This is a genomic window from Bradyrhizobium sp. HKCCYLRH1030 (assembly GCF_051168395.1).
Classification (GTDB): Bacteria; Pseudomonadota; Alphaproteobacteria; order Rhizobiales; family Xanthobacteraceae; genus Bradyrhizobium.
Window position 1 is genome coordinate 23,309 of sequence record NZ_JBNPUY010000007.1, and the last position, 26,088, is coordinate 49,396.

Consider the following 26,088-nt stretch of genomic DNA (forward strand, 5'->3'; position numbering starts at 1 on the left):
GATCGTCGTTGGCAGACGACTCTCAGTCGTCGCCTTCCGAAAAAGACTCTCGCAGGGGCCCTACACCGGCTCCAGCACCATCAGTCCCGTCGCCGTGTTGGAGATCGGGATATGATAGTTGGCGTGCTCCTTGCGGACCTTCTCCGGCAGCGTGCCGCGCGCCACCATCCAGTTCAGCAATTCGACGCCCTGGGTGCCCGACAGCTCGACCAGCTCGGTGGTCGAATACTTCGTCGCCCAGGCGGGATCGTCGACCATGCTGGCCATGAACTTCTCGTCGAAATCCTTGTTGATGAAGCCGGCGCGCTCGCCGTCGAGCTGATGCGACAGGCCGCCGGTCCCCATCACGACGACGCGCTCGTCCTTCGGCCAGGATTGAATCGCCCGCGCCAGCGCCTGGCCGAGCTTGTAGCAGCGCGCGGCCGACGGCAGCGGCGCCTGCACCGTGTTGACGACCACGGGCACCACCCGCACCGGCCATTTCTGATCGGGCCAGCACAGCGCCATCGGCAGCGTGAAGGCGTGATCGACCACCATCTCCTGGCAGGTGGTGAGGTCGAAATCCTCCTTCACCAGATGCTCGATCAAATGCCAGGACAATTCGCTGTCACCCTTGAACGGCGCGGTCTGCGGAATGCCCCAGCCCTCGTCGGCATTGCTGTAGCTGTCGGCCGCGCCGACCGCGAAGGTCGGCATCTTGTCGAGGAAGAAGTTGAGGCCATGGTCGTTATAGACGAGCACGACCACATCCGGTTTGACCTTGGCGAGCCACTCGCGGACATGCGGGAAGCCGTCGAAGAACGGTTTCCAATACGGATCCTGCTGCAGGCCCTTGGCGATCGCGCCGCCAATGGCCGGAACGTGCGAGGTGGTGATGCAACCGACGATCTTTGCCATGACGATTACCCCCTCGCCGCCAGAAGCTTGGCCTTGAACTGCTCTTTCGTCAGCCCGGTCTGCTGCGCGCCGATGTCCTGCATGTCGAGCCCGAAGATGCCGGCGAACTTGGCGAGGTAGTAGGCGTTGCCGCCGGCCTCGATCAGCTCCAGCACGTTGCGGTTCCTGATCGCCGCGCGCTGCTGTGCATTGAGGCCGTATTTGGCGCAATAGCCGTCCTCGTCGGCGACGAACGCCTTGCGGTTGGCGGCATCGTTGAACGAGTAGCACATCTTGTTGAGGGCGTAGCCTTTGCGGGCCTGCTCGCCGTCGAAGATGGTGGTGCCGGGCACGGGCTGCCGGGCTGACGTGGTGGACATCTGAGCCTCCCCTGGGCGTGTTTCGGACGGCCGCGCTTGATCTGGATCAAACGCGGCGCCGTTCGTGCCCGCCAGTATCGCCGACAGACAACGTCAATAAAGGCCGCGCGACCGATCCGATCCATGAGCCAATTCGATCATTTGGACCTCGACGGCCACCTGCTGCAGCTCCTGCTCGCCGTCATCGAGGAAGGCTCGGTCACCCGCGCGGCGCAGCGGCTCGGAGTCACGCAGTCGGCCGTCAGCCATCTGCTCGACAAGCTGCGCACGATCACCGGAGATCCGCTGTTCGTGAAGTCCGGCCGCGGCATCGTGCCGACCGCGCATGCGCAGCTCCTGGCGCTGCGCGCCCGCGCGCTGCTCGACGATCTCCGGAGCTTCTCGCACACCGCTGCGTTCGAGCCGGCGAAAATCTCCGCGCAGGTGACGATCGCGGCCAATGATCTGCAGCGCGACCTGCTGCTGCCGTCGCTGCTGCGCTATGCCCGCGCGCAGGCGCCGGGCCTCAGCCTGCGCGTGATCCCTTCCGGCGCACCGACGCCGGAAATGCTGCGCGAGGAGCACTGTCAGCTCATCATCACGCCGCGACCGCCTGAGGGCAGCGACATCCTGCAGAAGCGGCTGTTCGAGGACAGCTATCGCGTGTTCTACGATGCGAGCCAGCGCGAGCCGCCGCAGAGCCTGGAGGACTATCTCGCCAGCGACCATGTCACGGTACTGTACGAGCCGCGGCGCCGGCTCGACATCGACGAGGTCCTGGCCGAGCGCGGCCTCGTCAGGCGGTTCGCAGCGCAGGTGCCGGGCTTCGGCGGCATCGGCCCGTTCCTGCGCGGCAGCCGCATGATCGCGACCCTGCCGAGCCTGCTGCGCGCCTACATGCTGCGCGGCCTGGCGGTGGCGCCGGTGCCGGTCCCCTGCCCGGCGATGCCGATGTACATGGTCTGGCACCTGCGCCACCACGAAGATCCGATGCACCGCTGGTTGCGCCAGCAGCTCGAGATCGTGGTCGCGCCGAGCTTGGCCGCGGCCGCCGAGCACATGCCGGTGATGGCCTGACTCATCCCGAGGGGTGAGCGGCCCTCACGCCGGCGCGTGGCACACCGCCTCGATGTTGTTGCCGTCGGCGTCGCGCACGAACGCGCCGTAATAGTTCTCGTGATAATGCGGCCGCAGTCCAGGCGCGCCGTTGTCCATTCCGCCTGCGGCGATCGCCGCTTGATAGAACGCATCGACCGTGGCGCGATCCTTGGCGTGGAACGCGACATGCGTCGAGGTCGCGGCCGTCCCGCCGGTGCCGATCCAGAAATCCGGACGGCCGTCGCCGAAGCCGGCGTGATCACCGTGGCCGCCGGTCTGCGCGTCGGTGATTTCCATCATCAGGACATAGCCGAGCGGCGCCAGGGCGGCCGCATAGAACGCCTTGGCGCGGGCGAAGTCGGAGACAGGGAAGCCGACGTGGTCGAGCATGGTGATCCTCTCGATGATGACGGCCGAATGCTAGCTCCGCGGGCAGGACGGCGCAACGAGGCACGCGGCACGATCACACCGCGAGGGTCCACCGCGCCGTCCGTTGCCCGCTCGCCAGCGCCGCCTCGACCGTTCCCATGTCGCGGCCGCGATACAACGCCTCGCCGGAGATCAGCACTCGTCCGCCATCCCGGCGCGAAAGCGTATCCTGCGCCTCGCGCGACGTCAGCGTCGCGTAGGAATAGGCGCCGCGCGCGAACGGATCCTTCGCCCAATCCGTGACGTGCGACGCGACGAGTTGCCGCTTCAGCGAGCACACGGGCTGTGAGAAGATGTTTGCGAGCGCCGAAAGCCCTTTTTCGATCAGCGCGTCCTCGTCGCACGCGGCGAAGGCAGCGGCCGGCGGCCCGGCGAGCCAGCCAGTCATCACCGCGTCATCGTTCGGATGCTGCGTCCACCACACCGGCACGTCGGCGTCGGACAGCACGAACAGCATGTCGGAAAGGTCCTCGGTCCGGGCCTCTCGCCACCAGCGACGCTCGAAGCGCAGCAGCAGCTTGATGACGTTGCCGAAGCCGATGGTTTCGGCTGCGGCCAATTGCGGGCGCATGGCCGGCGGCAGCGCGATGGTTCGCAGCAGCGGCAGCGGCACGGTCAGGATAACGAGATCGCCGCGCTGCGCACGGCCGTCAGCCAAGCGCACGACGACACCATCGTCGGAGCTCTCCACCGCGCGGACCACCGCCTCGAGCAGCATCGCCACGCCATGCGCCCGGCACTCCGCCAGGAGATGATCGAGCAGCGCCGCGTAGCCGCCGACGATGCGCGCCTGAGCGCCGCGGTCGCCGCCCATCCATTCGTCGCGCAGCGCGAACACGCTGGCACGACCGGGATCGGCCGCGTCATAGCCCTGCACCATCCCCAAGACCGACTTGCGCAGGGCGGCAAACTCCGCGCCGGCGAAATGCCGATCGAGCAGCGCCGTCACGGTCATATCCTCGTCGAGCTGACGCGCCACGCGGTGCAACTGGCGCATCTGCCGATCAGCGGGATCCTCGCGCGAGAACGCGCCATCCGTCACGTACCAGCGCGCGCCATCGACCGGCGTCGAGGTGAGCCCCGCCTCGACCATCAGCGCGTGGGTGACGGGCGCCTCGCCATGGATGAATTCCGCACCGGCATCCGCGCGATATCCGAACCTGCTCGCGGGCAGCGGATGGATGCGCCCGCCGCAGCGATCGCGCGCCTCCAGCAGCGTCACCTGCTGGCCTGAGCGGGCCAGTTCGCGCGCCGCCATCAGGCCCGCGGCACCGGCCCCGACGATGATGATGTGCATTCGCCGCTCAGCCATGACTTGCCTGGGCCGGCAAGGCCGAGCCGTTGGTGATCTTGTAGCGCAGCCACAGCGCGCCGCCCTCCAGCGCCGTGCTGCTTTCGAGCGTCATGGCCGTGATCGGGGCACGCTCGCCGGACTCGGCTTCCGTCGAATCGAACACGCTGGGCGCCCCCTTGGCGCCATCCACCGCCGGACACAGAACGAGGTTGAACTCGTCGACCAGGCCCGCGCGAAGGAACGCGCCGTTGGCACCGCCACCGCCTTCGAGCAGCAGGCGTTTCACGCCGAGCTCCTGCGCGACGATCTCGAGCACGCGCGAAAGATCGAGCTTCGCCTGGCCGGCGAAGATGTACGACACGCCCTCGCCGCGCAGTCCCGAAAGATGCGCATCCGACACGGCCTCGGTCAGCACGACGACGATCGGATCGCCGCCGATGTCGGAGCGACCCCAGCAGATCTTGCCATGGGGATCGAGCACGATGCCGTAGGCCTTGGCATCGCGGCGCGCGATGCAATGGGTGCGCGGGAATTTCTCCGTCGTCTCGGCCGGATAGGCCGAGCCCTTGGCGAATTCCTGGCCGGTGACGCGGCCGATCAGCCAGGCGTCGCCGCCGAGCCGGTCATGCACCTGCTCGAACAAATCGCCCGATCCCTTCGGACGCCAGCGGCTCGGCAGGGTCCGGCCGTCGACGCTCGACGCCATCAGGCAGATGACTTCCGGTTTCATGCATCCTCCTTGTCGCCGCTGAACGGGGGTCACCGAATATCGCTCCGGCGGCGTTGTCAACGAAGCGGCGTGCGTTTCGTTCGATTGCGCCGGTGCGGCTCGCCTGCGCCGTCGTTGTTACCGCACCAATTCCTGCGCTAGTTTCGGCTGCAAACGGAGCCGATCATGGACGCTGCGCCGCGCAGACGAGACGCCATCGGTTTGCGCGGGGCAGCCCTGCTGGCCGCAGCGCTTGCCGGCCTCGCGCTCTGCGTCGCCGGGATCTGGCGCCTCGAAGCCGAGCGCGCGGGCATCACGATCACCCTGCTGCAGGCAGGCACCACCCCCATCACCGTCTATCGGCGCGACGACGCGGCTGCGGCGCCCGTGGTCGTCATTGCCCACGGCTTTGCGGGCTCACGCCAGTTCATGGAGGCCTATGCGCTGACATTGGCGCGCGCGGGCTATGTCGCGGTCTCGTTCGACTTCGAGGGGCATGGCCGCAATCCGACGCCGATGTCGGGCGACGTCACGCGCGTCGACGGCACGACGAAGAAGCTGATGCGCGAGATCGGCCGCGTCACCGACGCCGCGCTGTCCCTGCCGGGGAACGACGGCCAGGTCGCCCTGCTCGGACACTCGATGGCTTCCGACATCATCGTCCGCCAGGCGCTGGCCGATCCGCGTATCAGGGCGACGGTGGCGATCTCGATGTTTTCCGAGGCCGTCACGGCGAGCGCGCCGCGCAATCTGCTGATCATCACAGGCGAATGGGAGGCGGCCCTGCGCCGGGATTCGCTGCGCAACCTCCGGCTCGCCGATCCCGCCGCGCGCGAGGGCGACACCGTGGGCGATCCCGCCGCAAATGGCGGACGCCGCGCCGTCGTCGCGCCCGGAGTCGAACACGTCAGTGTGCTGTATTCGACGACCGCACTGCGCGAGGCGCGCGACTGGCTCGATCGGGCGTTCGGCCGCGCCAGCAGCGGCCCGGTCGCTTCGACTGGCGGTGCGATCGCGCTGCTGCTCGCCGGCATCGTGCTGCTGGCGTGGCCCTTGGCCGAGCTGCTGCCGAAGGGTGATGCGCCGCCGCCGACAATTCCGCTGCGCAGTCTTGCGATCGCCACGCTGGTGCCGGCGGTGACGACACCGATCGTCCTGAGGTTCGTCGAGACCCGCTTCCTGCCCGTTCTGATCGCCGACTACCTCGCCGTACATCTCTTCGTGTACGGCACGCTGTCGCTCACGCTGCTACGCGCGCAGGGCGTTCACTTCGGCCGCGTGGCCTGGCTCGCGGCGCTGGCGCTGGCCGCCTACGGCATCTGCGGCTTCGGTGGCGCGCTCGACCGCTACGTCGCCTCGTTCATGCCGATCGCGGCGCGCCTGCCGATCATCGCAGCGATCGCAATGGGCGCGGTGCCCTACATGCTGGCGGACTGCATCGCCAACAGGGGCGGCCACGCCGCGCTATGGCGCACCGTGTGGATCCGCACCGCCTTCCTGGCCTCGCTGGGCGGGGCAGTCGCGCTCGACCTCAAGCGGCTGTTCTTCCTGCTCATCATCATCCCCGTGATCGTGCTGTTCTTCATCGTGTTCGGACTGATCGGCGGCTGTGTCGGTCGCAGGACCTGCTCGCCGATGGCCGAAGGCCTCGGTCTCGGCCTGATCCTGGCGTGGTCGCTCGGGGTGTCGTTTCCGATGTTCCTGCCGGGCTAGCGTCCGTTTCCGACATGTGCGAACGAACGTGCTGTCCGACGATCCGAAACGCGGACATGAAGCACGCGCTCGTGCCGCGCCGTCGCCCCTCGCAGACCCGACATGCCTCGCCTACGATCCGATGGAGTCAGCATGGCAAAACACCGCATCTACACGACGAGCTTCGCGAGCGTGTACCGATTGTACGTCGCGAAGGCCGAGAAGAAGGGACGCACCAAGGCAGAGGTCGATCAGGTGATCTGCTGGCTGACGGGCTATGGCCAAAGCGAGCTTGAGATCCGGTTGGAGCGTCAGACGGACTTCGAGACCTTCTTCGCACAGGCGCCAGCGATGAATCCGGCGCGGACCCTGATCAAGGGCATGATCTGCGGCGTCCGCGTGGAGGATGTCGAGGAACCGACGATGCGGGAGATCCGCTACTTGGACAAGCTGGTCGATGAGCTGGCGCGGGGAAAGGCAATGGACAAGATCCTGCGCAAGGCCTGATCGTGTCTCGCGACCCGGTCTCCCTCAATCCTGCTCCTGCCCTGGCGCCGGTCGTAGCATGAAATGGCCGAAGGCGGTGGCGATCGGCTTCGTCGCATCGTCCTGCCAGGCGCGGGCCTCGAAGGCGACGACGCGGCGCCCCTGCTTGACGATCGACGCCGATGCGACGGTGTCGAGCGCGCGCCCCGACCTCAGATAGTTGATGGTGAGGCCGACCGGCTTCGGCGGCGCCGTGGCGCCGAGCTCGCGCATCACGGTGACGATCGCTGCGGTCTCGAGAAACGCACCGGTCATGCCGCCATGGATCGCAGGCAGCACGGGATTGCCGATGATCCGGCGCGAGAAGGGCATCACCAGCGTGTCGTTCTCGGCGAAGCGGATGCCGAGGCAGCGCGCGAACGGACTGGTGGGAAACGGCCCCGCCGGATCGTCCGGGGCGTCGAGCGGCGGTGGCGCGCCGTCGAAGGCCGCCCGGTCGGTCAGCATGTTGGTGCGGTTGGCGCCAATCATGAAGCAGGCGGTCGCGGTGGCGACCGGTGCGGTCTCCTCCTCCTGATAGGCGGTGGCGCGCACGAACGCGATCGAGCGCGTGACGCGGAAGCAGACCGCATGGGCCTTGATGTCGAGACCGGGGGTCGCCGGCTTCTGATAGTCGATGCGCAGATCGAGCGTGGCGATCGCCCGGCTGCCGTCGAGCGCAAGCTGCACCGCCATGCCGCAGCTCTCGTCGAGCATCGCGGTGACGACGCCGCCATGGATCACCCCGGTTTCGCTGTCACCGACGAACACGGGACGATAAGGCAGGGTCGACCAGGCTTCGCCGGGCGCGAAGCGATCCATCCTGAGCCCGCTGATATGGCCATAGACCGAGCGGCGCTGCCCGATGGCCTCGGCGAGCACGTCGAATGCCGGCGGTGCGGCGGTGGGTGGAATGTCGGACATGCGCGATTTAGATCACGATCCCGAGGACGCACGAAGCCTTTTCCGACGGATCCGATCTGCGTGCCAACGATCCAGCCGGGGCATCACCGTCCCTGCATCGGCACTCCTGAGCGCCGCCGGTCATGTTCACAGCTCAAGGCTGCGAGAGCCCATTCCCGCAAAACTACGTGGATGAAATGTTCCGCCGGAGCCGCGCGCTTAGAACATTGGCAACCTTAATATGATCATAATTGTCTCCATCAAATCCCGGAGACCCGTCGATGCGCAGATCCACCAAGACGCCGGACGCCCCGCCGAGCAGCGGCACGGCCTCTCTACGAATTGTCCTGAGCCTGGCGCTCGTAGCCAGCGCCGGTGCGATGTGGTGGAGCAGCGGCGGCGCCAACAGCTTCTCCTTCGGCACCGGAGCGCCTTCGCTCGAGAGCCGCGTCGCCACGCTGACCTCGGAGCTGGCGCAGCTCAAGGCCGAGACCGCCCAGCTGCGCGACCGCCAGAGCGACACCTCCGGCGAGCTTCTGCAATTGCGCGCCAGCCTCACCACGGCCGAAACGGGCCTGGCCGTCTTGCGCACCGCCGCCGACGAGACCGAGGCGCGCCGCCGCGATACGGCCGACAAGATCGAATCCGATCTCGCGCTGCTGAAGCGCCAGACGATCCGCCTCCGCGGCGCCCAGGAAGATGCGGCAACCGAGCTGAGCGGGCTGCGCACCGCGGCCGCGAACAGCGACATGACCATCGAGCAGCTCCGGACCTCCACCGGCGAGATGCGTCAGCAGCTGACGCGCATCGAGACCGCTCGCGAGGCGACCAGCTCGATCTCCCGCAGGCCTCACCGTGTCAGGCGCGTGGCGCGCGCGACCGAGGCGCAGCACGAGCCGCAGCCTTTCCTGATGCAGTGGCCCGGCGTCATCCCCGCAGGTCGCAACTGATTTGAAGCGCCATCCGGCCTGACCCGCGAATCGCGGTCAGGCATCAGCCCGGCTGGTCACCACCAGCCCGGCTGGTCACCACCAGCCCGGCTGCACCGGCCGGTAGTAGGTCGGAGGCGGACCGCGACGGCGCGGCGCCGCGACGGGCTGGCCATCCCAGCTGCGCTGGAAGAAGCTGCCGAAGCCGTCGTCATATTCGTCCCCGCTGGCGACGACGTCGACATTGGTCGTCGGCCGGCGCGTGATGAAGCCGCCCTGCGGCTGGTTGCTCAGCACCGCGACGAACTCGGTCCGGTAATTGGTCTCGCTCGACAGCGGCTCGTCCGAGACGATGATCGAGGAGCGCGGCACGGCCGTCGGCGCGATCCGGTCGAGCACGTCCTTCGGAATGGTGATGCGGTCGAGCGCGTCCTTGGCGGTGTCGCCGTCGTCGATGGTCACCGCCGTCCAGCGCAGCTCCGCGCCGTTCTGCGCCACCGCGGTAAACACATGCGTTCCGATCGGCCGGTCGGGATCGCGGATGGTCACCGGCGCCTCGATCGAGGTGTCGAACACCTCGCCGCCGCCATCGGGGGCCGGCTTGTGCGTGTTGCGCCTGACATAGAGCATCTGCGTCGAACGGCTGATATAGACCGAGACCGGCTCGGTCGCGAGCCTGGCGTCCGTCGCAGCCTTGCTCGCATCGGCCTTCCTGGCCGCCGCCGCCTTGGCGGCATCCTTGGTCGAGGTCGCCGCAGCGAGCTTCGCGGTCGCGTCCGACTTCGCGGCCTCGAGCTGCGCTGCCGCGTCGGTCGCCTTGGCGGCGGCCTTCTGCTTCGCATCCTCGGCCAGCGTCCTGGCCTGATCGGTCTTGGCGGCGGCCAGCTTCCTGTCGGCGAATTTGAGCTCGGCCTCGGCGCGCGCCTTGGCCTGCTCCAGCTTGCGCAAGGACGTCTTCAGAGCCTTGGCCTCGCGCTCGGCCGCGGCAGCCGCCGCCTTGGCCTCGTCGGCGCTCCTGGCGGCGTCCTCGGCCTCGCGGCCGAGCGTCGCGGCCCGCGAGGGCACCGCGGCGAGCGCCTGCGCATTCGGCGCGAACAGGGCGGGATGGGAGAACTCGACGGGCGCCGGGTCACCCGGCGCGATGATCACCCGCATGCCGATCCAGGTCCGGTCGAACAGCTTCTCGGCAAAGCCGTAGGGCATGCGGACGCAGCCATGCGAGGCGGCATAGCCGGGCAGCGGCCCGCCATGCAGCGCCACCCCGTTCCAGGTGATGCGCTGCATGTTCGGCATCCAGGCATCGTCGTAAAGAGTCGAGTGGTGGTCCTTGTCCTTCTCGATGATGGCGAACACGCCGGCCGGCGTCTCGCGGCCGGAGACGCCGGTCGACACCGGTGCGCGCCATATCCAGCCATCGGCGTCGTAGAACGTCACCTTCTGGGTCTTGATCGACACGATCGCCATGATCGGATCGCCATGCGCACGCGGCGCCGTCGCCTCGATCACCGGCGCCGGACGCCCCTGCCGGGCGCGGGCCTCGACGCCGCCGGACAGCGCCAGCACAGCCAGCGCCGCAATGGTCACGAAGGCGGAACTTCCCCAACGCCGCCTGGCTGGAGCGAATTGCGACGCCGTAACCTGACCAGCCATGCCCTGCCTCGATTTCAATGCCCGTTGCCGCCCGCTCAGCGCGGGCGGCCGAGCACAGTCTTTGCGCTCGATCATGTTTTTTGGGTGAAGAACCTGGTGTCCAGGCTCGTGCGGGGCGCGAAGGCCGCGAGAATCGTGACTTGCCATACCGAGCCGAGAAACCTCCAGACGTGGCCGACGTGATCCTGCCGAGACGTGCCGTGTGCACAGGCGAACCACCCGGCCCCGTCGGACCAGAGACCCGGCAGGTTCCCTGCCATCCCGCGCGCTATCAGGAGAGTGGCGATTCGATTGCGCAAAGACAAGTCACCTACTCAGCAGTCGATCCGGCTCGCCCGTCGCATCCGCTGTCGCGAGGCGCGTAACAAATCCCAATGCCAATCGAATGGCCATTCAGCGCCCGGGGGGCGGCCCGCACCGACCTCTGGACGGCGCGCGAATTGATCGGCAAAGGAACGAAACCATGATCGGCGAAGTGATCGTCGTTGGCGATCTGAAGCTGCGCAGCGACGCCTCGCTCGACACATATGAGCGGCTGGGCGAACGCATGTACGGCATCGTGAGCAGACTTCCGGGCTTCCTGTCGGTCAAGTCGTACAAGGCGCCCGATGGCGAGGAGCTGACCGTGTTCCGCTTCGCCTCGGAGGAAGCGCTCGAAGCCTGGCGGACCCATCCCGAGCATGTCGAGACCATGAAGCGAGGACATGCCGAGTTCTTCGCCAGCGGATTCCTGCAGATCTGCAAGGTCGTCCGCGAGGTCGGACCGTTCGAGCACGACTGAGCTTTTCGATCCGTCATTGTGACGGACCGCCGAGGACGCACCGGGCTGCGGCAACGGCGCGATCGATGTCGGCCTCGTTCGTCTGCCAGTTGCAGACCGAGACCCGCATGCAGCGCTTGCCGCGCCACGTCGTGCCGCCGAAGAAAGCTTCTCCGGTGGCGCAGATCGCCGCGATCACGGCATCGGTCCGGCGATCGTGATCCATTTCGGTCGCGGCTGGACGCGGATCAAGGAACCTCAACAATCCCTGATTCAGGGTCGGCTCCCACATCACGGCCGCACCGGACAGCGTTCCGATCCGCATGACCAGGGCGTGAGCATAGGCACAGCATCGGTCGACGAGGTCAGCGATGCCCCGCCGGCCGAGCTGTCGGATGGCAGCATAGGTCGGAACGGCGCGGCCACGCCGCGACCATTCGGGGGTCCAGTCGATCGGGTCGCGGGCGCCGTCGACAAACATCGTATAGCTCGTACGATGCGAGAAGGCGCTCCGATGCGCCCCGGCATCGGCCACGAACGCGTAGCCGCAATCGAACGGCGTGTTGAGCCATTTGTGGCCGTCGTTGGTCCAGGAATCCGCGAGTTCGACGCCGCGCAGCAGATGCCGGTAACGCGAACTCGCAGCCGCCCACAGGCCGAAGGCCCCGTCCACATGCACCCATGCGTCGTGCGCGCGAGCGATGGGGATCAGGTCGACAAACGGGTCGAACGCGCCGATGTTGAGGTCGCCCGCCTGCAGGACCACGATCGTCGGCTGCAGGCTGTCTGCCAACGCGCGTTCGAGGGCCGACGGCGTGAGCTGCCCTGCATCGTTGCAAGGCAGAGACTGCACCGCGTTCTTGCCGAAGCCGAGCAGGCGCAGCGCGCGCTCGACAGAGCCGTGCCGCTCGCTACTCGTGATGACGCGAATGGAAGGCGCGCCGAACAATCCCCGTTCCTCGACATCCCATCCCAGCCGCGCGAGCAAGCGATGACGCGCCGCGCCGAGACAGGTCACATGCGCCATCTGCGTGCCCGTCACGAATGCGAAACTCGCCGTCATGGGCAGCCCGAACAACTCCTTGAGCCAGGCGCCCGCAATCTCCTCGATGACGGCCTCTGCAGGACCACAGGCATTGATCGCCGCGTTCTGGTCCCAGGCGGAGACCAGCCAGTCGGCGGCCAGCGCGGCCGGCATAGTCCCGCCGATCACCCAGCCGAAAAACCGCCCGGATGTGCTGCCGAGGATTCCCCCCTCGACGTCGCGAACGAGATCATCGATGACGCGCTCTGCGGCAACTCCGTCACTGGACAGCGCACGGCCTAGCCGAAGTCGTAGATCTTCAAGTGAAGCCGTCGCGCGGACCGGCGTGCTGTGCTGCCGCTCCAGATGCCGCACGGCATGCTTCAGCGCCAATTCCAAGGTCCCGATCCGTTCATCGCGTCCCGGCATATATCCGTCCATTCTTGCGTCAGGTTTGCAGCGTTATATGCGTTGAAACCGCCCCGATGCTTCGCTATCGATCACACCATGAGGGACGGTCCCAACTTCGCTGCCATCGCCGCGCTGATCGGCGATCCGGCGCGCGCCAACATTCTCTCCGCACTGATGGATGGCCGCGCCCTGACCGTCAGCGAGCTCGCCAGGTCGGCGGACATCGGACTTCCGACCGCCAGCGCCCACGTCAACAAGCTCGAGCGGGCAGAACTGCTCGTCTCGGTCCGGCAGGGACGCAATCGCTATGTGCGCCTGTCCGGCGAGGACGTCGTGCACACGTTGGAGACGCTGATGCTGCTGGCGGCGCGCACGGGACATCGGCGCGTTCGCACCGGTCCGCGCGATCCCGCGCTGCGCGAGGCGCGCGTCTGCTACGATCATCTTGCCGGCGCCCGCGGTGTCCAGATGTTCGAGAGCCTGCTGCGTGGCAGGCTGCTGGAGCGCAGCGGAGAGCACGTCACGCTAACCGACGCCGGGCGACTTTTCACCGAGCAGTTCGGGATCGATCTTGGCGAGCTGCAGTCGAAGGACCGCATGACCTGCGTCAGTTGCCTCGACTGGAGCGAGCGGCGAGACCATCTCGCCGGCCGTCTCGGCTCTGCCTATCTCGCGCGGATCTTCAAACTCAAATGGGCCCACCGCGACAAGGACAGCCGCGCCGTGCTGTTCAGCCCGCAGGGGCTGCGCGAGTTCGAACGGTTGTTTCCGGTCTGAGGACCCGCCCACCCTGGCGTGGCTCGCCTGCATCAGCAGAGCGCCTTTCGCTGCGTTATTTGACCGCCTCGGCTTGCACGGCCTGCACTGCATTCCCATCCTCTGTGGAGGAGGACGGCCCGCGGCTGGGTCCTTCCCTTGCCGATGCCCGATCGCTGACGGAGATGACGCGTTGCCCGACCCGCTCGCTTTTCACGTGCCGCAATCGTCCTACGCCAAGGAGGATCTCCTTCGCTCAAGCGAAGGCGGCTATTTCGGCCCGGGCAATGCGCAGCTGCCGGCGCCGCCGATGCTGATGATGGATCGTATCACCGAGCTGAGGCTCGACGGCGGGCGCTATGGCAAGGGGCGTATCGTCGCCGAGTTGGACATCACGCCCAAACTCTGGTTCTTCGAATCCCTCTTCCGCGACGATCCGGTGATGCCGGGCTGTCTTGGCCTCGACGCGATGTGGCAGATGGTGGGCTATTGGCTCGGCTGGTCGGGCTCGCCCGGCAAGGGCCGCGCCACCGGCGTCGGAGAAGTGAGCTTTAGAGGCCAGATCACGCCGGACGTCAATTGCGTGCGCTACGAGGTCGACATGCGCCAAGTCAAACGCGGCCGCCTAGTGCTCGGCATCGCCGATGGCCGCGTGCTGGCGGACGGCGCGTGTGTTTACGAGGCCAATTCCATGAAGGTAGCGTTGACGACATCTTGAGCTTTGCTGCCGTTATGACGACAGCTGCTTCTCGAAGAACAGGTCTGGATAGGGATCGTCGTTGAAGCGGTCGATCTCCGTCCAGCCGGTGCGGCGATAGAGCTGGACGGCCTCGGCGAGCGCGCTGTTGGTGTCGAGGCGAAGAATGCTGATCGAGAGCGTGCGGGCAGCCTCTTCGGCCGCATCCATCAGGCGGCGGCCGAGGCCGAGGCCGCGCGCGGCGGGCGCGACCCAGAGCCGCTTGATCTCGGCGACATCGCCGCCGCTGCCCTTCAGCCCGACACAGCCGAGCGGCAGGCCGTCGGACAACGCCACGAAGAAAGCCCCGCGCGGCGCCATCATGTCCAAGGCATCGGGATCGCGCGACAGCGACACATCGAAGCCGCGTTCGAAGCGGCGCGACAGCTCGGCGTAGTACTCGCCGAGGCAGTAGCGCGACTGCTCGCCGCGCGGATCAACCTCGTCGATGGCGATGCGGCTGCGTCCGAGCGCGGCCGCGACCAGGTCCATCGCCGCCAAGAGCGCCTCGGGCTGCCCGTGACGCGCCAGCATCGATTCGGCCTGGGCGTTGGAGAGCGTCTCATAGGCCTCGAATTCGCGCCGCCCGGCGGCTGTGAGCCTGGCGACGCGGCGGCGCGCGTCGTCGGGATGCGGCCTGGTCATCACCAGCCCCTCCTCCTCCAGGCTGCGCAGCAGCCGGCTCATCAGCCCGGAATCGAGTGCGAGATAGTCGCGCAGCTCCGCCACGTCGCTGCGGCCATGGCCGATTGCATTGAGCACGCGGGCCGCCCCGAGCGGCCGACCGCGCCCGAGGAACGAGGTGTCGAGCGCGCCGACCTCCGAGGTGACGGCGCGGTTGAAGCGGCGGACGCGGGAGACGGGGTCGAGCATAGTATCTGACTTAAGTCAGATATTTCCGTCTGTCAATTGTGACCGTAGTCGAGTGCAGGCAGCCGCTCCAGCCTCTGTCGTCGTTGCCTGCGCAAGCAGGGCATCCAGTACGCCGCAGCGTTTCGATTGATCACAGCCGTCATGTCCAGTCCGTGGGTACCAAAAGCATCCCCAAACAAAAAAGGGCGGCCCAGCCGCCGGCCGAAGCCGGTTGCCGGACCGCCAGGTTTTCCCCGGGAGGAACTCAGTTCAAAAGCTTGGCGACGTTGTCCTTGGTGACGAGGTCGAGGCCGGTGTAGATCACCTCCGGCACCTTCTCGCCCTTCTTGATCGCGAGCAGCGTGTCCATCGCCTTCTCGCCCATCTCGAACGGACGCTGGCCGGTCAGCGCGTTGGAATAGCCGTCGCGCAGCAGCTCGAGCTGCATCTTCAGCGTATCGGCAACGACCAGCGTCAGCTTGCCAGCGTCGATGTCCTTGCGGTTCTTGTTGACGAAGGCCTTGTAGCCCTCGGGCGCGAACATCGGCCAGCCGCCGATCGGCACGATGGCGCCGAGATCCGGCGTCGCGGTGCGCAGATCGGCCATCTGCTGCACGGCGAGCGCGGGATCGTCGTTGCAGAAGGTCGGCGAGCCCGCCACTTCCGTCCACTTCGAGCCCTTCAGCGCCTCGCGCACGCCGTCGACGCGCTCGGCAAGGTTCTTGGCGCCGGGACCGCCGGAGACGACGGCGTACTTGCCGCCCTCAGGCCGGAGCTCGCGGAGCTGCTTGCCGAGCGCGAGGCCGAAGTCCTTGTTGTTGGTACCGATATAGGCAATGCGCTTCGAGCCCGGCGCATCGGCGTCGAAGGTGATGACGGGAATGCCGGCCGCCGTCGCCGCCTCGATCGATTTCGTCATCGATGGAACGTCGGCGACCGAGATGGCGAGGCCGTCGACCTTCTGGGTGATGAAGTCCTGGATGATCTGCGCCTGCGTGGCCGGCTCGTGCTCGACCGGGCCCTTGTAGATGCACTCGACATTGCCGAGCTCCTTGGCGCGCTTCAGACAGCCGTCGCGCGCGACGTCGAAGAACGGATTGTTCATCGCCTTCGGCACGATGGCGAAGCGGTATTTGGTCTCGGCCTGCGCCGGGGCCATCAAAATCGCGAGCGATGCGACCGCATAGAGCAGCTTCTTCATGGGTTTCCCTCCTCCATGTCTATCCCTGATCATTGTCTGTTCCGGGTGAGGATAGACGCGATTGTCACCCCGGCCAGTATTCGTCACAGCAGGCGCGCGCGGATACGATCCACAAGCACGGCGGCGATGATGATCACGCCGACCAGGGTCTGCTGCCAGTAGGAGTTGACCTGCGCCAGCACCAGCCCGTTACGGATCACCTCGAGCAGGACGCAGCCGACGATGGCGCCGAGCGGACCGCCGAGACCACCGGCGAGGTTGGCGCCGCCGATCACGGCCGCGGCGATCACGTTGAGCTCGTAGGACGTCGCCATGTTCGCGGGCGCCGATCCGAGCCAGCCCGAGATGATGATGCCCTGCAGGCCGGCGGCAAGCGCGCCGATCACATAGACCTCGATCTTCACCCGGGGCACGGAGACGCCGGTGAGCTCCGCGGCCTTCTCGTTGCCGCCGATCGCGAACACGTGGCGGCCGAACGCGGTGTGGTGCAGCACCAGCGCCATCACCAGCGCCAGCACGATGAGATAGATGAAGGGCGCAGGCACGCCGTACACATCGCCCTGCGTCAGCGCATAGAAATAATCGGCGTCGGGGCCGCCGGGGAAGCTGCCCTTGCCGTTCGAGATCACGTAGCTGAGGCCGCGCACGATCGACAGCATGCCGAGCGTGGTCACAAACGGCGACAGCCCGAGCAAGGCGATGCAGACGCCGTTGATCAGGCCGACCACCAGCGAAACCGCCAGGCCTGCCAGCACCGAGACGATCAGGATCAGGCCGGGCACGTTCGCGACCACGGTCTTGCCGTCCGCGGCGAGATGCACGAACAGCGACGACAGCGGCATCCCCGGCGTCGATAGCGTCGTCATCACCATCGAGGTGATCATCGCCGCGAAACACATCATCGAGCCGACCGACAGGTCGATGCCGCCGGTAATGATGACGAAGGTGATGCCGAGCGTCGCGATGGCGATGAAGGAGAAGTTCTTGGCGACGTTCTGCAGATTGCCTTCGGTCAGAAAATAGGGACTGGCGAAGCTCATCACGATGATGAGGGCGATGAGCGCCAGCGTAACGTAGGCCGTCTGCGAGGCGAACACGCCGCGGTGCCACCATCTGATGACGCCGACATTGGTGAAGGTGACGTCGGTGCCGGCGGAGCTGGTCTCGGATGGAACGGACATCACGCCGCCTCCTTGGCGCCAGTGATCAGCGCGGTCACTTCCTCGGGGCTGGTCTCGCCGACCGGCTTGTCGGCCTTCTTTTCGCCGCGGCGCATCACCACGACGCGATCGCACACCGCGAAGATGTCAGGCATGCGGTGCGAGATCAGGATGACGGCTATACCCTGTTCCTTCAGGCGATGGATCAGGCTCAGCACCTGCTCGACCTGGCGCACCGAGATCGCCGCGGTCGGCTCGTCCATCATCACCAGTCTGGCGTTGGACAGCCGCGTCCGCGCGATCGCCACCGCCTGGCGCTGGCCGCCCGACATGTCCTTGACGAGATCGTGCGGCCGCGTCTCGGAGCGCAGCTCGCGAAACAGCTCCAGCGCGCGCGCCTCCATGCCCTTGTGGTCGAGCAGCACCAGCGGGCCGAAATTGCGCTTCAGCTCGCGGCCGAGAAACACGTTGGCCGCTGCCGTGAGGTTGTTGGCGAGCGCGAGGTCCTGGTACACGACCTCGATGCCGACGCTGCGCGAATCCATCGGGCGATGGAAATGCACCTCGCGGCCGCCGAAATGGATCGTGCCCTGGCTCGGCGGAAAATTGCCGGCGATGATCCGCACCAGCGTGGACTTGCCGGCGCCGTTATCGCCCATCAGGCCGACGACCTCGCCGGAGCCGATCGAAAGATCCACGCCCTGCAGCGCGCGGATCGCGCCGAACTGCTTGCCGATGCCCTTCAGCTCAAGGACCGGCTGCGCGGCGGTGCTCATCACGGCGCGCTCAGCGTCATTCGTCATCGTGCGCAGGTTGCTGTCGTCAGACATAGCGGTTCACCACGCTTTCGAGATATTCCTGCCGGCCGGACCGCGGCTGCGGATCGAGGCCGGTGTTGACGGCGCGGTCGGCGAGCTCGGCGAGCGAGCGGCGGCCGGCGAGGATCGCCTGCCCCTCGTCGCCGTCCCAGCCGGCGTAGCGCCGCGCCAGCGGCGCGGTCAGCGCACTGTCGGTCAGCATCTCGTCGGCGGCGATCAGCGCCCGCGCGCAGGCATCCATCGAGCCGACATGGGCGTGCAGCAGGTCATCCGGATCGATCGACTGCCGGCGGATCTTGGCGTCGAAATTCAGCCCGCCCGTGGTGAAGCCGCCGCCCTTGAGCATGTCGTGGAACACCAGCGCCAGCTCCGGCACGTTCATCGCGAACTGGTCGGTGTCCCAGCCGAGCAGATCGTCGCCGCGGTTGATGTCGAGGGAGCCGAACACGCCGAGCGCCTGCGCCAGCGCGATCTCGTGCTGGAACGAATGACCGGCGAGGATGGCGTGGTTCTGCTCGATATTGAGCTTGACGTCGTTCAAAAGGTCATAGCGCTGCAGGAAGCCGTAGCAGGTGGCGACGTCGAAATCATACTGGTGCTTGGTCGGCTCCTTCGGCTTCGGCTCGATCAGCAGCGGGCCCTTGAAGCCGATCTTGTGCTTGTGCTCGACGACCAGCGCGACGAAGCGGCCGAGCTGGTCGAGCTCGCGCTTCATGTCGGTGTTGAGCAGCGTCTCGTAGCCCTCGCGGCCGCCCCACAGCACGTAGTTGGCGCCGCCGAGACGATGCGTCACCTCGAGTGCGGCACGCACCTGTCCCGCCGCGTAGGTGAACACGTCCGGATCCGGATTGGTCGCGGCGCCCGCCATGTAGCGGCGATGCGAGAACAGATTGGCGGTGCCCCACAGCAGCCGCACCTTGGCAGACGCCATCTTCTGCTCGAACAGATCGCCGATCGCATTGAGATTGGCAACCGACTCCTTCAGCGTCGCGCCTTCCGGCGCTGCATCGACGTCGTGGAAGGTGAAGAACGGCACGTCGAGCAGCCGGAACAATTCGAACGCCACGTCGGCCTTGGCCCGCGCCATCGCCATCGCGTCGTCGCCATGCTGCCACGGCCGCAGGAAGGTCTCGCCGCCGAACGGATCGCTGCCCGGCCAGCAGAACGAATGCCAGTAGCAGACCGCGAAGCGCAGATGATCCTCCATCCGCTTGCCCCGGATGACGCGATCCTTGTCGTACCAACGGAACGACAGCGGGCTGCGTGACTCGGGCCCGCCATAGCTGACGGTCGCGCCGGTCTGGAAGAAGGGGGCCTGGACGTTCACGACGTTACTCCTTGAGAGCAGGATAGAGCTTGCGCCATTGCGCGTAGGCGGCGTCATATGCCGCGCGCTGCGGCGCGCGGGGTTCGAAACTCTGCAGCCGCTGCGGCTTGCGGCAGACATCGGCCGGTGCTGCGCCGGTCGCGGCAAGACGGCCGAGCCGCGCGGCGCCGATGGCGGCGCCGACCTCGCCCTCCTCGACCCGGTGCACGGTGACGCCGAGCACGTCGGCCATGATCTGCGCCCACAACAAAGAGCGCGAGCCGCCGCCGACGAGATCGAGCTCTGTGATCGGCTGCGCGCTGCGCGCGAGCGCGGCGAACATGTCGCGTGAGGCAAACGCCACGCCCTCCAGCACCGCCTGCACGAGATCACCGCGGCCGGCTGCGCTGCGCAGGCCGACCAAGGCGCCGGCGGCATGGGCATCGTTGTGCGGCGTGCGCTCGCCGTCGAGATAAGGCAGGAACTGCACCGGGCTCGGACGTTCGACGCTGATACCGAGCGGCGCCAGCAGTGCGGCTTCCGGCGTCTCGAGAAGGCGCGCCAGCCACGCCAGCGAGGCCGCGGCCGACAGCATCACGCCCATCTGATGCCAGAGACCGCCGAGCGCATGGCAGAACGCATGCACGGCCGCTTCCGGCGCCGGCGCGAAGCGGTCGGTCACCCGGAACAGCACGCCTGATGTGCCGAGCGACAGGAACGCATCGCCGGGCGTGATGGCGCCGAGCCCGATTGCGCTCGCCGCGTTGTCGCCGGCGCCGCCCGCGATCACGACGTCAGCGCCCATGCCCCAGCGCCGCGCCAGCTCGGGCGACAACACGGCACTGCGCTCATTGCCCTCGACGAGGCGCGGCATGTGATCGAGACCGAGCCCGGTCGCCGCCAGCAGTTTCTCCGACCAGCGCCGCGCGCCGACGTCGAGCCACAGGGTGCCGGCCGCATCCGACATGTCCTCGACCATCTCGCCGGACAGCCGATAGCGCACATAGGCCTTCGGCAGCAGCACCTTCGCGACCTCGGCAAATATCTTCGGCTCGTGCTTCGCCACCCAGACGAGCTTCGGCGCGGTGAAGCCGGGCATCGCGAGGTTGCCTGCGATGGCATGCAGTTCGGGACAGCGGCGTTCGAGCTCGGCGCATTCGGCCTGCGAGCGGCCGTCATTCCACAGGATCGCCGGCCGCAGCGGCCGACCGGTGCGGTTCAGCAAGGTCGCGCCGTGCATCTGGCCGGACAGGCCGATGCCGCTGACGGCAGCGGTCTCGCGCGGACGCTCCCGCGCGAGATCATCGACCGCGCCGATGACGGCCTCGACCCAGTGATCCGGATTCTGCTCGGACCACAGCGGCTGCGGATGCGACAGCGCCAGCGGCCGCGCGGCGCTCGCGATCAGCGCGCCCGTCTCGTCCTCCAGCACGGCCTTCACGCCGGATGTGCCCACATCCAGTCCGAGAAACACGTCTCCACTCCTCCCACCGACCGCAAGGCGCTTCGGCGATCTGCCGTCGCCTCGAGACCAGCGCCTCGGTCGTTTCTCATTCCGTGTTCGGGCCGACCGCGTTATCGCGGCCATCCGCTCACGGCAGATTGTCCCGCATCACGATGTCGATGCGGATCGTCTCCTGTTCGCTCAGGATCGGCTCGCCGCGCGCCAGCGCGAGGAGCACGCGCACCGCGGAGCGCGCCTCGTGTCCCGGGTTCTGCGAAATCGCCGCGTCCATCACGCCGTTCAACAGCAGCTTGCGCGTCAGTGCCGTCACGTCGTGGCCGACGAACACGATGTCGTCGGCGCGCCCCGACTCGGTCAGCGCCTTGGCGACGCCGGCCGTGCCAGCGCCGACATTGTAGAGCCCGACGATGTCACGATGCTCGGTCAGCAGCTTGCGCATGAGGTGCTCTGAGCGATCGTCCACGTCATGCCCCTCAGCGACCGGCAAAACCTCAAGTTGCCGAAACTCCGCCGCGAGGACCTGGCCGAAGCCGAAGATGCGCTCGGCATGATCGCGCAGGCTTTGCGAGCCGGCCATGATCGCGACCCGCCCCGCCTTGCCGCCGGCGAAGCGTCCGACCAGCGCGCCCGCGGTGCGGCCGGCGGCGATGTTGTCGATGCCGACATAATGATGCCGTCGCGACGACGGCACGTCCGACACCAGCGTCACCACCTTGGCGCCGGACTCGACGAGATCGTTGATCGCCGCGCGCACGCTCGGATGATCGAGCGCCACCACCGCGACGCCGTCGACCTGACCGACGAGCTGCTCGAGCTTCGCGGCCAGCACGGCCGCATCGAACACGTCCGTCGTGACCACATCGACCGTGAGCCGGCGCGCGGCCATCCAGCTCGTCAGATCGCCGAGATGCGCCTGAATCTGCTGCATGAAGGGATTGGCGCCGGACGGCATCACGAAGGCAAAGCGCCGCGCGCGGGCACGGGCGAGTTCGGAGGCCGCCGCATGCGGCTGGAACGCGCTGCGCTCCATCGCGTCCTTGACGCGTCGCACCGTATCCGGGCGCACGCCGGGCCGGTTGTGCAGCACGCGATCCACAGTGGCGAGGCTCACGCCCGCCTGCCGCGCAATATCCCGCAATGTCAGCGGCGCGTTCATGCTCCTCCCCTTTGGGTTGAGGACCATAGCGCGGTTTTTGAGGTACGCAACTCATTTTTGAGGGCGGGCGGGGAAGCCGACAGACTGAGGCAGCCGGCGCCAATCCCGACAGCGCGTCCCCGATCGTCTGCCCCCTCCATCTCGAGCTGAGCGAAGTTGCACCAGCCGAAGCAGCCGCAGGCGGATGGGCACAAAGCCAATCGCCAGCCTGCCTCAAACCGCTCCCTGGGTATGGGTCCCGGCGTTCGCCGGGACGACAGCGAGGCTGCTGATGCGTGATGCGATCAAGCAGCGCAGGCGAACTGCGTCGCGTTGACCTCGCTCAGAACGGCAGCCCGACATAGTTCTCTGCCAGCGACCGCTGCGCGGCCTCGGACGAGAACAGATAGGCGAGCTCGGTGTCCTGCAGTCTGTCGTCGTAGGACAGCCGGTCGGGGAAACGATGCAAGAGCGTCGTCATCCACCAGGAGAAGCGCTGCGCCTTCCAGATCCGCGCCAGCGCCCGCTGCGAGTAGCCGTCGATGCCGCGATCGTCGCCTTTCTTGTAGTGGTCGAGCAGCGCATGATAGAGATAGTAGATGTCGGACGCAGCCGAGTTCAGCCCGCGCGCGCCGGTCGGCGGCACGATATGGGCGGCGTCGCCGGCCAGGAACAGCCTGCCGTAGCGCATCGGCTCCGCGACGAAGCTGCGCAGCGGCGCGATGCTCTTCTCGATCGAGGGCCCGGTGATCAGACGGCCAGCGATCTCCGCCGGCAGCCGGCGCTTCAGCTCCTCCCAGAACGCGTCGTCGCTCCAGTCCTCGACCTTGTCGGTGAGCGGCACCTGGACATAGTACCGGCTCAGCACCTGCGAACGCAGCGAGCACAGCGCAAAGCCGCGCTCGTGCTTGGCATAGATCAGCTCCGGCGACACCGGCTTGGTGCGGGAGAGCACGCCGAGCCAGCCGAACGGGTACACCCGCTCGTATTCCGTCAGCTTGTCGTGCGGGATCGACTTGCGGCTGACGCCATGAAAGCCGTCGGCGCCGATGATGTAGTCGCAGTCGATGCGGACGACCTCCTCGTCCTGACGGTAGGTGACGAAGGGCTTGTCGGAAGCGATGTCGTGCGGCGTCACGTCGGCCGCGTTGTGCACGACCTTGCCGCCGAGCTTGTCGCGGGCCTCGTAGAGATCGCGCGTCAACTCGGTCTGGCCATAGACCATCACCGAGTTGCCGCCGGAATATTTGTGCAGGTCGACGCGATCGAGCTTGCCGTCATGGGCGATGTAGAAACCGTGATGGATCTCGCCCTCGCGGTCCATGCGCTCGCCGCACTGCGCCTCGCGCATCAGCTCGGCAAAGCCGTGCTCGAGCACGCCGGCACGGATGCGCGACAGCACGTAGTCGCGGCTGGATTTCTCCAGGATGATCGTATCGATGCCCTGCAGATGCAGGAGCTGCGACAGCATCAGGCCCGACGGGCCTCCGCCGATGATGCAGACTTGGACTTTCATGGGCGTGTTCTCCCGGATTCGCAGACGCAGGCTTGTTGGGTATGCTTTTCAGTCGCGGATTTTAGCAAGGAATGCGCAGGGATCACTTGGATGGACGCGGCATTCTCTTGCACTTTTCCGACACCATGCTGCGATGCACAACGAACGCTGCAATGGCATGGGGCGGCGCCGATCAGCCTGCCGGCGGCGCCGCGTCGTCTCCGACGCCCATCGCACGCCGATAGTCGCGCGGGCTCGCCCCGGTGTGCCGCTTGAAGAAGCGGCAGAAATACGCCGGGTCCTTGAAGCCGAGCTCGAACGCCAGCTTCGACACCGGCGCCGCAATATAGGTGAGCCGCCGGCACGCCTCGCGCGCGAGCCGCGCATGCACGATGTCGAGCGCGGACTGACCGGTCTCGGCCCGCGTCAACCGATTGAGCCGCTCCGGCGTCATGCCGAGTTCGTCGGCGTAGCGCGCCACCGACCAGTGATCGCGGTGATGCGCCTCGACCAGCACGATGAAGCGGGTGAACAGCGCGGCATGCCCGCTGCCGCGCCGCGCGCCTTGCGACTGCCGCGCGCTCTGCTGCGCCAGCCGCCACACGATCGAGCGACCGAGCCAGTGCGGAACCGGCGAGGCCGCGGAATCGGCGGCGGCGAACTCGTCGGCGAGGTCGACGAACAGCGCGGCGATGCGCCGCGTCGCGACCGCCTGTGCGTCGAGATGCAGGATCTGCGCGGTTGCGAACAAGTCGCGCAACGCCTCGCCGGTCGCCGGCACGTCGCCCTCGACCACCGCCCGCGGATTGAACGTCAGCACATAGCCGTCGGTGTCGCGCGAGAAGCGGAAGGCATGGACGACGCCGGGGGGAATGATCACGGCGACCGGGCCGGCACAGCGCTCGCGGCTTTCGTCCAAGGCGATCTCGGCCGGGCCGGAGCCGACCCAGAGGATCTGGTGCAGGCCCTGATGGGTGTGCGCCTCGATCTCCCAGCGATACAGCTTGCTGCGCACCTGGATCGGCTCGACATGCAGCATGTCCGGCTGCGCGGCCGACGCTTCGCCGTACAGCGCGAACGCGGGGATCGACGGCTTGGTGCGAAAGCGGGGCATGAGCGAGAGCTAACCCTGAATGTCGGAAAAGTACAAGTCTTGGCCGGCTTTCGTGTCTCACGCCGCGGCCACGGCTCGGCTAGATCAATGAAAAGAACAACAACGACCACACTCAATGGAGAGGAGGCCCAACATGTTCGCGTTCGACCCGTATTCGCCTGCGGTCGATGCCGACCCGTTCCCGTTCTACAAGACGCTGCGCGACGAACACCCCTGCTTCTGGAGCCCGCAGGCCCAGGTGTGGATCCTGTCGCGCTATGCCGATGTGGCGGCGGCCGGAACGAACTGGCAGACCTATTCGTCGGCCAAGGGCAACCTGATGACCGAGCTGCCGAACCGTGCCGGCGCGACGCTCGGCACCACCGACCCGCCGCGCCACGACCGGCTGCGCGGCCTCGTCCAGCATGCCTTCATGAAGCGCAATCTGGAGAGCCTGTCAGGCCCGATCCGCGACATCGCGCGCGACTGCGCCGAGGCGCTGCGCGGCCAGGACCGGTTCGACTTCATCGAGGCATTCTCGTCGAAATTCACCGTGCGCGTGTTGTTCGCCGCGCTCGGCCTGCCGCTCGGCGACGAGCAGACGGTGCGCGACAAGGCGGTGCTGATGGTGCAGAGCGATCCGGTGAGCCGCGCCAAGGGACCGCAGCACATCGCAGCCTACAACTGGATGCAGGACTATGCGGCCGGCATCATCGCGGAGCGCCGCGCGCGGCCGCAGAACGACCTGATCTCGCACTTCAGCATGGCCGAGATCGACGGCGACAAGCTCGACGAGCGCGAGGTGCTGCTGACGACGACCACGCTGATCATGGCCGGCATCGAGTCGCTCGGCGGTTTCATGACGATGCTGGCGTATAATCTCGCCGATCACGCGGAGGCGCGCCGGGCGGTCGTCGCCAATCCCGACCTGATGGCGGACGCCGTGGAAGAGTCACTGCGCTACAACACCTCGGCGCAGCGCTTCCGCCGCTGCCTGCAGAAGGACGTCACCCTGCACGGCCAGACCATGCGCGAGGGCGATTTCGTCTGCCTCGCCTACGGCTCCGCCAACCGCGACGAGCGGCAGTTTCCCAATCCGGATGTTTATGACATCAGGCGCAAGCCACGCGGCCATCTCGGCTTCGGCGGCGGCGTGCACGCCTGTCTGGGATCGGCGATCGCGCGCATGGCGATCAAGATCGCGTTCGACGAGCTGCACAAGGTCGTGCCGGACTATCGCCGCACCCAGGAGCAACTGCCCTGGATGCCGTCTTCGACCTTCCGCAGCCCGATGTATCTCGAGCTGACGGTGCATTAGTCATCGCGAGGACTAATGGCAGGCTCGCGCTCGCGCCTCGCTGACGGTACGCCCCCCTCGCCCCGCTTACGCCGGACGAGGGGCACCAATGGGT

At 67.2% G+C, this 26,088-nt stretch carries 25 protein-coding genes; 8 read left to right on the forward strand and 17 right to left on the reverse strand.

Going from position 1 to position 26,088, the window contains the following annotated elements; genetic code table 11:
* Window positions 1-60 precede the first annotated feature (60 nt).
* Window positions 61-897, reverse strand: a complete 837-nt coding sequence (locus ACQR1E_RS20750; protein WP_315751971.1) for a class III extradiol dioxygenase family protein — start codon at window positions 895-897, stop codon at window positions 61-63.
* Window positions 898-902: 5 nt separating this feature from the next.
* Window positions 903-1,256, reverse strand: coding sequence for a protocatechuate 4,5-dioxygenase subunit alpha (locus tag ACQR1E_RS20755; RefSeq protein ID WP_315751972.1), 354 nt, complete (start codon window positions 1,254-1,256; stop codon window positions 903-905).
* Window positions 1,257-1,379: 123 nt separating this feature from the next.
* On the opposite strand from ACQR1E_RS20755, the gene ACQR1E_RS20760 reads away from it, so the two are divergent.
* Entirely contained in the window at window positions 1,380-2,312 is a 933-nt protein-coding gene (locus tag ACQR1E_RS20760) for a LysR family transcriptional regulator (RefSeq protein ID WP_315715659.1), read from the forward strand.
* A 24-nt stretch (window positions 2,313-2,336) separates the two neighbouring features.
* On the opposite strand, the gene ACQR1E_RS20765 is transcribed toward ACQR1E_RS20760, so the two are convergent.
* The 3 genes from ACQR1E_RS20765 to ACQR1E_RS20775 form a co-directional block, all read right to left on the reverse strand.
* Window positions 2,337-2,723 (reverse strand): VOC family protein, encoded by a 387-nt coding sequence (locus ACQR1E_RS20765; protein ID WP_315715658.1) that lies wholly within the window; start codon window positions 2,721-2,723, stop codon window positions 2,337-2,339.
* 73 nt (window positions 2,724-2,796) lie between these two features.
* Entirely contained in the window at window positions 2,797-4,074 is a 1,278-nt protein-coding gene (locus tag ACQR1E_RS20770) for a flavin monoamine oxidase family protein (RefSeq protein ID WP_434897513.1), read from the reverse strand.
* Window positions 4,067-4,786 (reverse strand): RibD family protein, encoded by a 720-nt coding sequence (locus ACQR1E_RS20775; RefSeq protein WP_434897514.1) that lies wholly within the window; start codon window positions 4,784-4,786, stop codon window positions 4,067-4,069. The genes ACQR1E_RS20770 and ACQR1E_RS20775 overlap by 8 nt, the downstream gene beginning before the upstream one ends.
* Before the next feature lie 165 nt (window positions 4,787-4,951).
* On the opposite strand from ACQR1E_RS20775, the gene ACQR1E_RS20780 reads away from it, so the two are divergent.
* Window positions 4,952-6,478, forward strand: coding sequence for an alpha/beta fold hydrolase (locus tag ACQR1E_RS20780; protein ID WP_434897515.1), 1,527 nt, complete (start codon window positions 4,952-4,954; stop codon window positions 6,476-6,478).
* 132 nt (window positions 6,479-6,610) lie between these two features.
* Window positions 6,611-6,964 (forward strand): DUF2200 domain-containing protein, encoded by a 354-nt coding sequence (locus ACQR1E_RS20785; RefSeq protein ID WP_315715654.1) that lies wholly within the window; start codon window positions 6,611-6,613, stop codon window positions 6,962-6,964.
* A 24-nt stretch (window positions 6,965-6,988) separates the two neighbouring features.
* Here ACQR1E_RS20785 and ACQR1E_RS20790 read toward each other — a convergent pair whose 3' ends face one another.
* Entirely contained in the window at window positions 6,989-7,906 is a 918-nt protein-coding gene (locus tag ACQR1E_RS20790) for a PaaI family thioesterase (protein ID WP_315715653.1), read from the reverse strand.
* Between the two features lie 260 nt (window positions 7,907-8,166).
* On the opposite strand from ACQR1E_RS20790, the gene ACQR1E_RS20795 reads away from it, so the two are divergent.
* The gene (locus ACQR1E_RS20795) at window positions 8,167-8,835 is read left to right on the forward strand and encodes a hypothetical protein (RefSeq protein WP_315715652.1); all 669 of its coding nucleotides are present in this window, start codon (window positions 8,167-8,169) and stop codon (window positions 8,833-8,835) included.
* Window positions 8,836-8,910: 75 nt separating this feature from the next.
* On the opposite strand, the gene ACQR1E_RS20800 is transcribed toward ACQR1E_RS20795, so the two are convergent.
* Entirely contained in the window at window positions 8,911-10,464 is a 1,554-nt protein-coding gene (locus ACQR1E_RS20800) for a L,D-transpeptidase (RefSeq protein WP_434897516.1), read from the reverse strand.
* Window positions 10,465-10,927: 463 nt separating this feature from the next.
* Between ACQR1E_RS20800 and ACQR1E_RS20805 the strand changes: the two genes are divergently transcribed.
* Entirely contained in the window at window positions 10,928-11,245 is a 318-nt protein-coding gene (locus tag ACQR1E_RS20805) for an antibiotic biosynthesis monooxygenase family protein (RefSeq protein WP_315826451.1), read from the forward strand.
* Between the two features lie 13 nt (window positions 11,246-11,258).
* Here ACQR1E_RS20805 and ACQR1E_RS20810 read toward each other — a convergent pair whose 3' ends face one another.
* A complete protein-coding gene (locus ACQR1E_RS20810; RefSeq protein WP_434897517.1) occupies window positions 11,259-12,641 on the reverse strand; it encodes a pyridoxal phosphate-dependent decarboxylase family protein in 1,383 nt (460 codons plus the stop codon).
* Window positions 12,642-12,755: 114 nt separating this feature from the next.
* On the opposite strand from ACQR1E_RS20810, the gene ACQR1E_RS20815 reads away from it, so the two are divergent.
* Window positions 12,756-13,436, forward strand: a complete 681-nt coding sequence (locus tag ACQR1E_RS20815) for an ArsR/SmtB family transcription factor (protein WP_434863308.1) — start codon at window positions 12,756-12,758, stop codon at window positions 13,434-13,436.
* Between the two features lie 172 nt (window positions 13,437-13,608).
* On the forward strand, window positions 13,609-14,133 hold the full coding sequence (fabA, locus tag ACQR1E_RS20820) for a bifunctional 3-hydroxydecanoyl-ACP dehydratase/trans-2-decenoyl-ACP isomerase (RefSeq protein ID WP_434863309.1): 525 nt from the start codon (window positions 13,609-13,611) through the stop codon (window positions 14,131-14,133).
* Between the two features lie 12 nt (window positions 14,134-14,145).
* Here fabA and ACQR1E_RS20825 read toward each other — a convergent pair whose 3' ends face one another.
* From ACQR1E_RS20825 to ACQR1E_RS20865, 9 genes are all read right to left on the reverse strand, one after another.
* Window positions 14,146-15,024: a bifunctional helix-turn-helix transcriptional regulator/GNAT family N-acetyltransferase gene (locus tag ACQR1E_RS20825; protein ID WP_434863310.1), complete on the reverse strand. Its 879-nt coding sequence runs from the start codon at window positions 15,022-15,024 to the stop codon at window positions 14,146-14,148.
* A 244-nt stretch (window positions 15,025-15,268) separates the two neighbouring features.
* A complete protein-coding gene (locus ACQR1E_RS20830; protein WP_315715648.1) occupies window positions 15,269-16,204 on the reverse strand; it encodes a sugar-binding protein in 936 nt (311 codons plus the stop codon).
* An 83-nt stretch (window positions 16,205-16,287) separates the two neighbouring features.
* Window positions 16,288-17,385 carry an ABC transporter permease gene (locus tag ACQR1E_RS20835; RefSeq protein WP_315751980.1) on the reverse strand — a complete coding sequence of 366 codons (1,098 nt, stop codon included), beginning with the start codon at window positions 17,383-17,385 and terminating at the stop codon, window positions 16,288-16,290.
* A complete protein-coding gene (locus ACQR1E_RS20840) occupies window positions 17,385-18,140 on the reverse strand; it encodes an ATP-binding cassette domain-containing protein (RefSeq protein ID WP_315768001.1) in 756 nt (251 codons plus the stop codon). The genes ACQR1E_RS20835 and ACQR1E_RS20840 overlap by 1 nt, the downstream gene beginning before the upstream one ends.
* Window positions 18,141-18,186: 46 nt before the next feature.
* Window positions 18,187-19,509, reverse strand: coding sequence for a xylose isomerase (gene xylA / locus ACQR1E_RS20845; RefSeq protein WP_315767971.1), 1,323 nt, complete (start codon window positions 19,507-19,509; stop codon window positions 18,187-18,189).
* Between the two features lie 4 nt (window positions 19,510-19,513).
* Window positions 19,514-20,962 carry a xylulokinase gene (gene xylB, locus ACQR1E_RS20850; protein ID WP_315826456.1) on the reverse strand — a complete coding sequence of 483 codons (1,449 nt, stop codon included), beginning with the start codon at window positions 20,960-20,962 and terminating at the stop codon, window positions 19,514-19,516.
* 118 nt (window positions 20,963-21,080) lie between these two features.
* Window positions 21,081-22,109 carry a LacI family DNA-binding transcriptional regulator gene (locus ACQR1E_RS20855; RefSeq protein ID WP_315826457.1) on the reverse strand — a complete coding sequence of 343 codons (1,029 nt, stop codon included), beginning with the start codon at window positions 22,107-22,109 and terminating at the stop codon, window positions 21,081-21,083.
* A gap of 322 nt (window positions 22,110-22,431) precedes the next feature.
* Window positions 22,432-23,604 carry a 4-hydroxybenzoate 3-monooxygenase gene (pobA, locus tag ACQR1E_RS20860; protein ID WP_315715643.1) on the reverse strand — a complete coding sequence of 391 codons (1,173 nt, stop codon included), beginning with the start codon at window positions 23,602-23,604 and terminating at the stop codon, window positions 22,432-22,434.
* A 172-nt stretch (window positions 23,605-23,776) separates the two neighbouring features.
* Window positions 23,777-24,697, reverse strand: a complete 921-nt coding sequence (locus ACQR1E_RS20865) for a helix-turn-helix domain-containing protein (protein ID WP_315751984.1) — start codon at window positions 24,695-24,697, stop codon at window positions 23,777-23,779.
* 133 nt (window positions 24,698-24,830) lie between these two features.
* On the opposite strand from ACQR1E_RS20865, the gene ACQR1E_RS20870 reads away from it, so the two are divergent.
* Window positions 24,831-25,994, forward strand: coding sequence for a cytochrome P450 (locus tag ACQR1E_RS20870; protein ID WP_315767959.1), 1,164 nt, complete (start codon window positions 24,831-24,833; stop codon window positions 25,992-25,994).
* Window positions 25,995-26,088 lie beyond the last annotated feature (94 nt).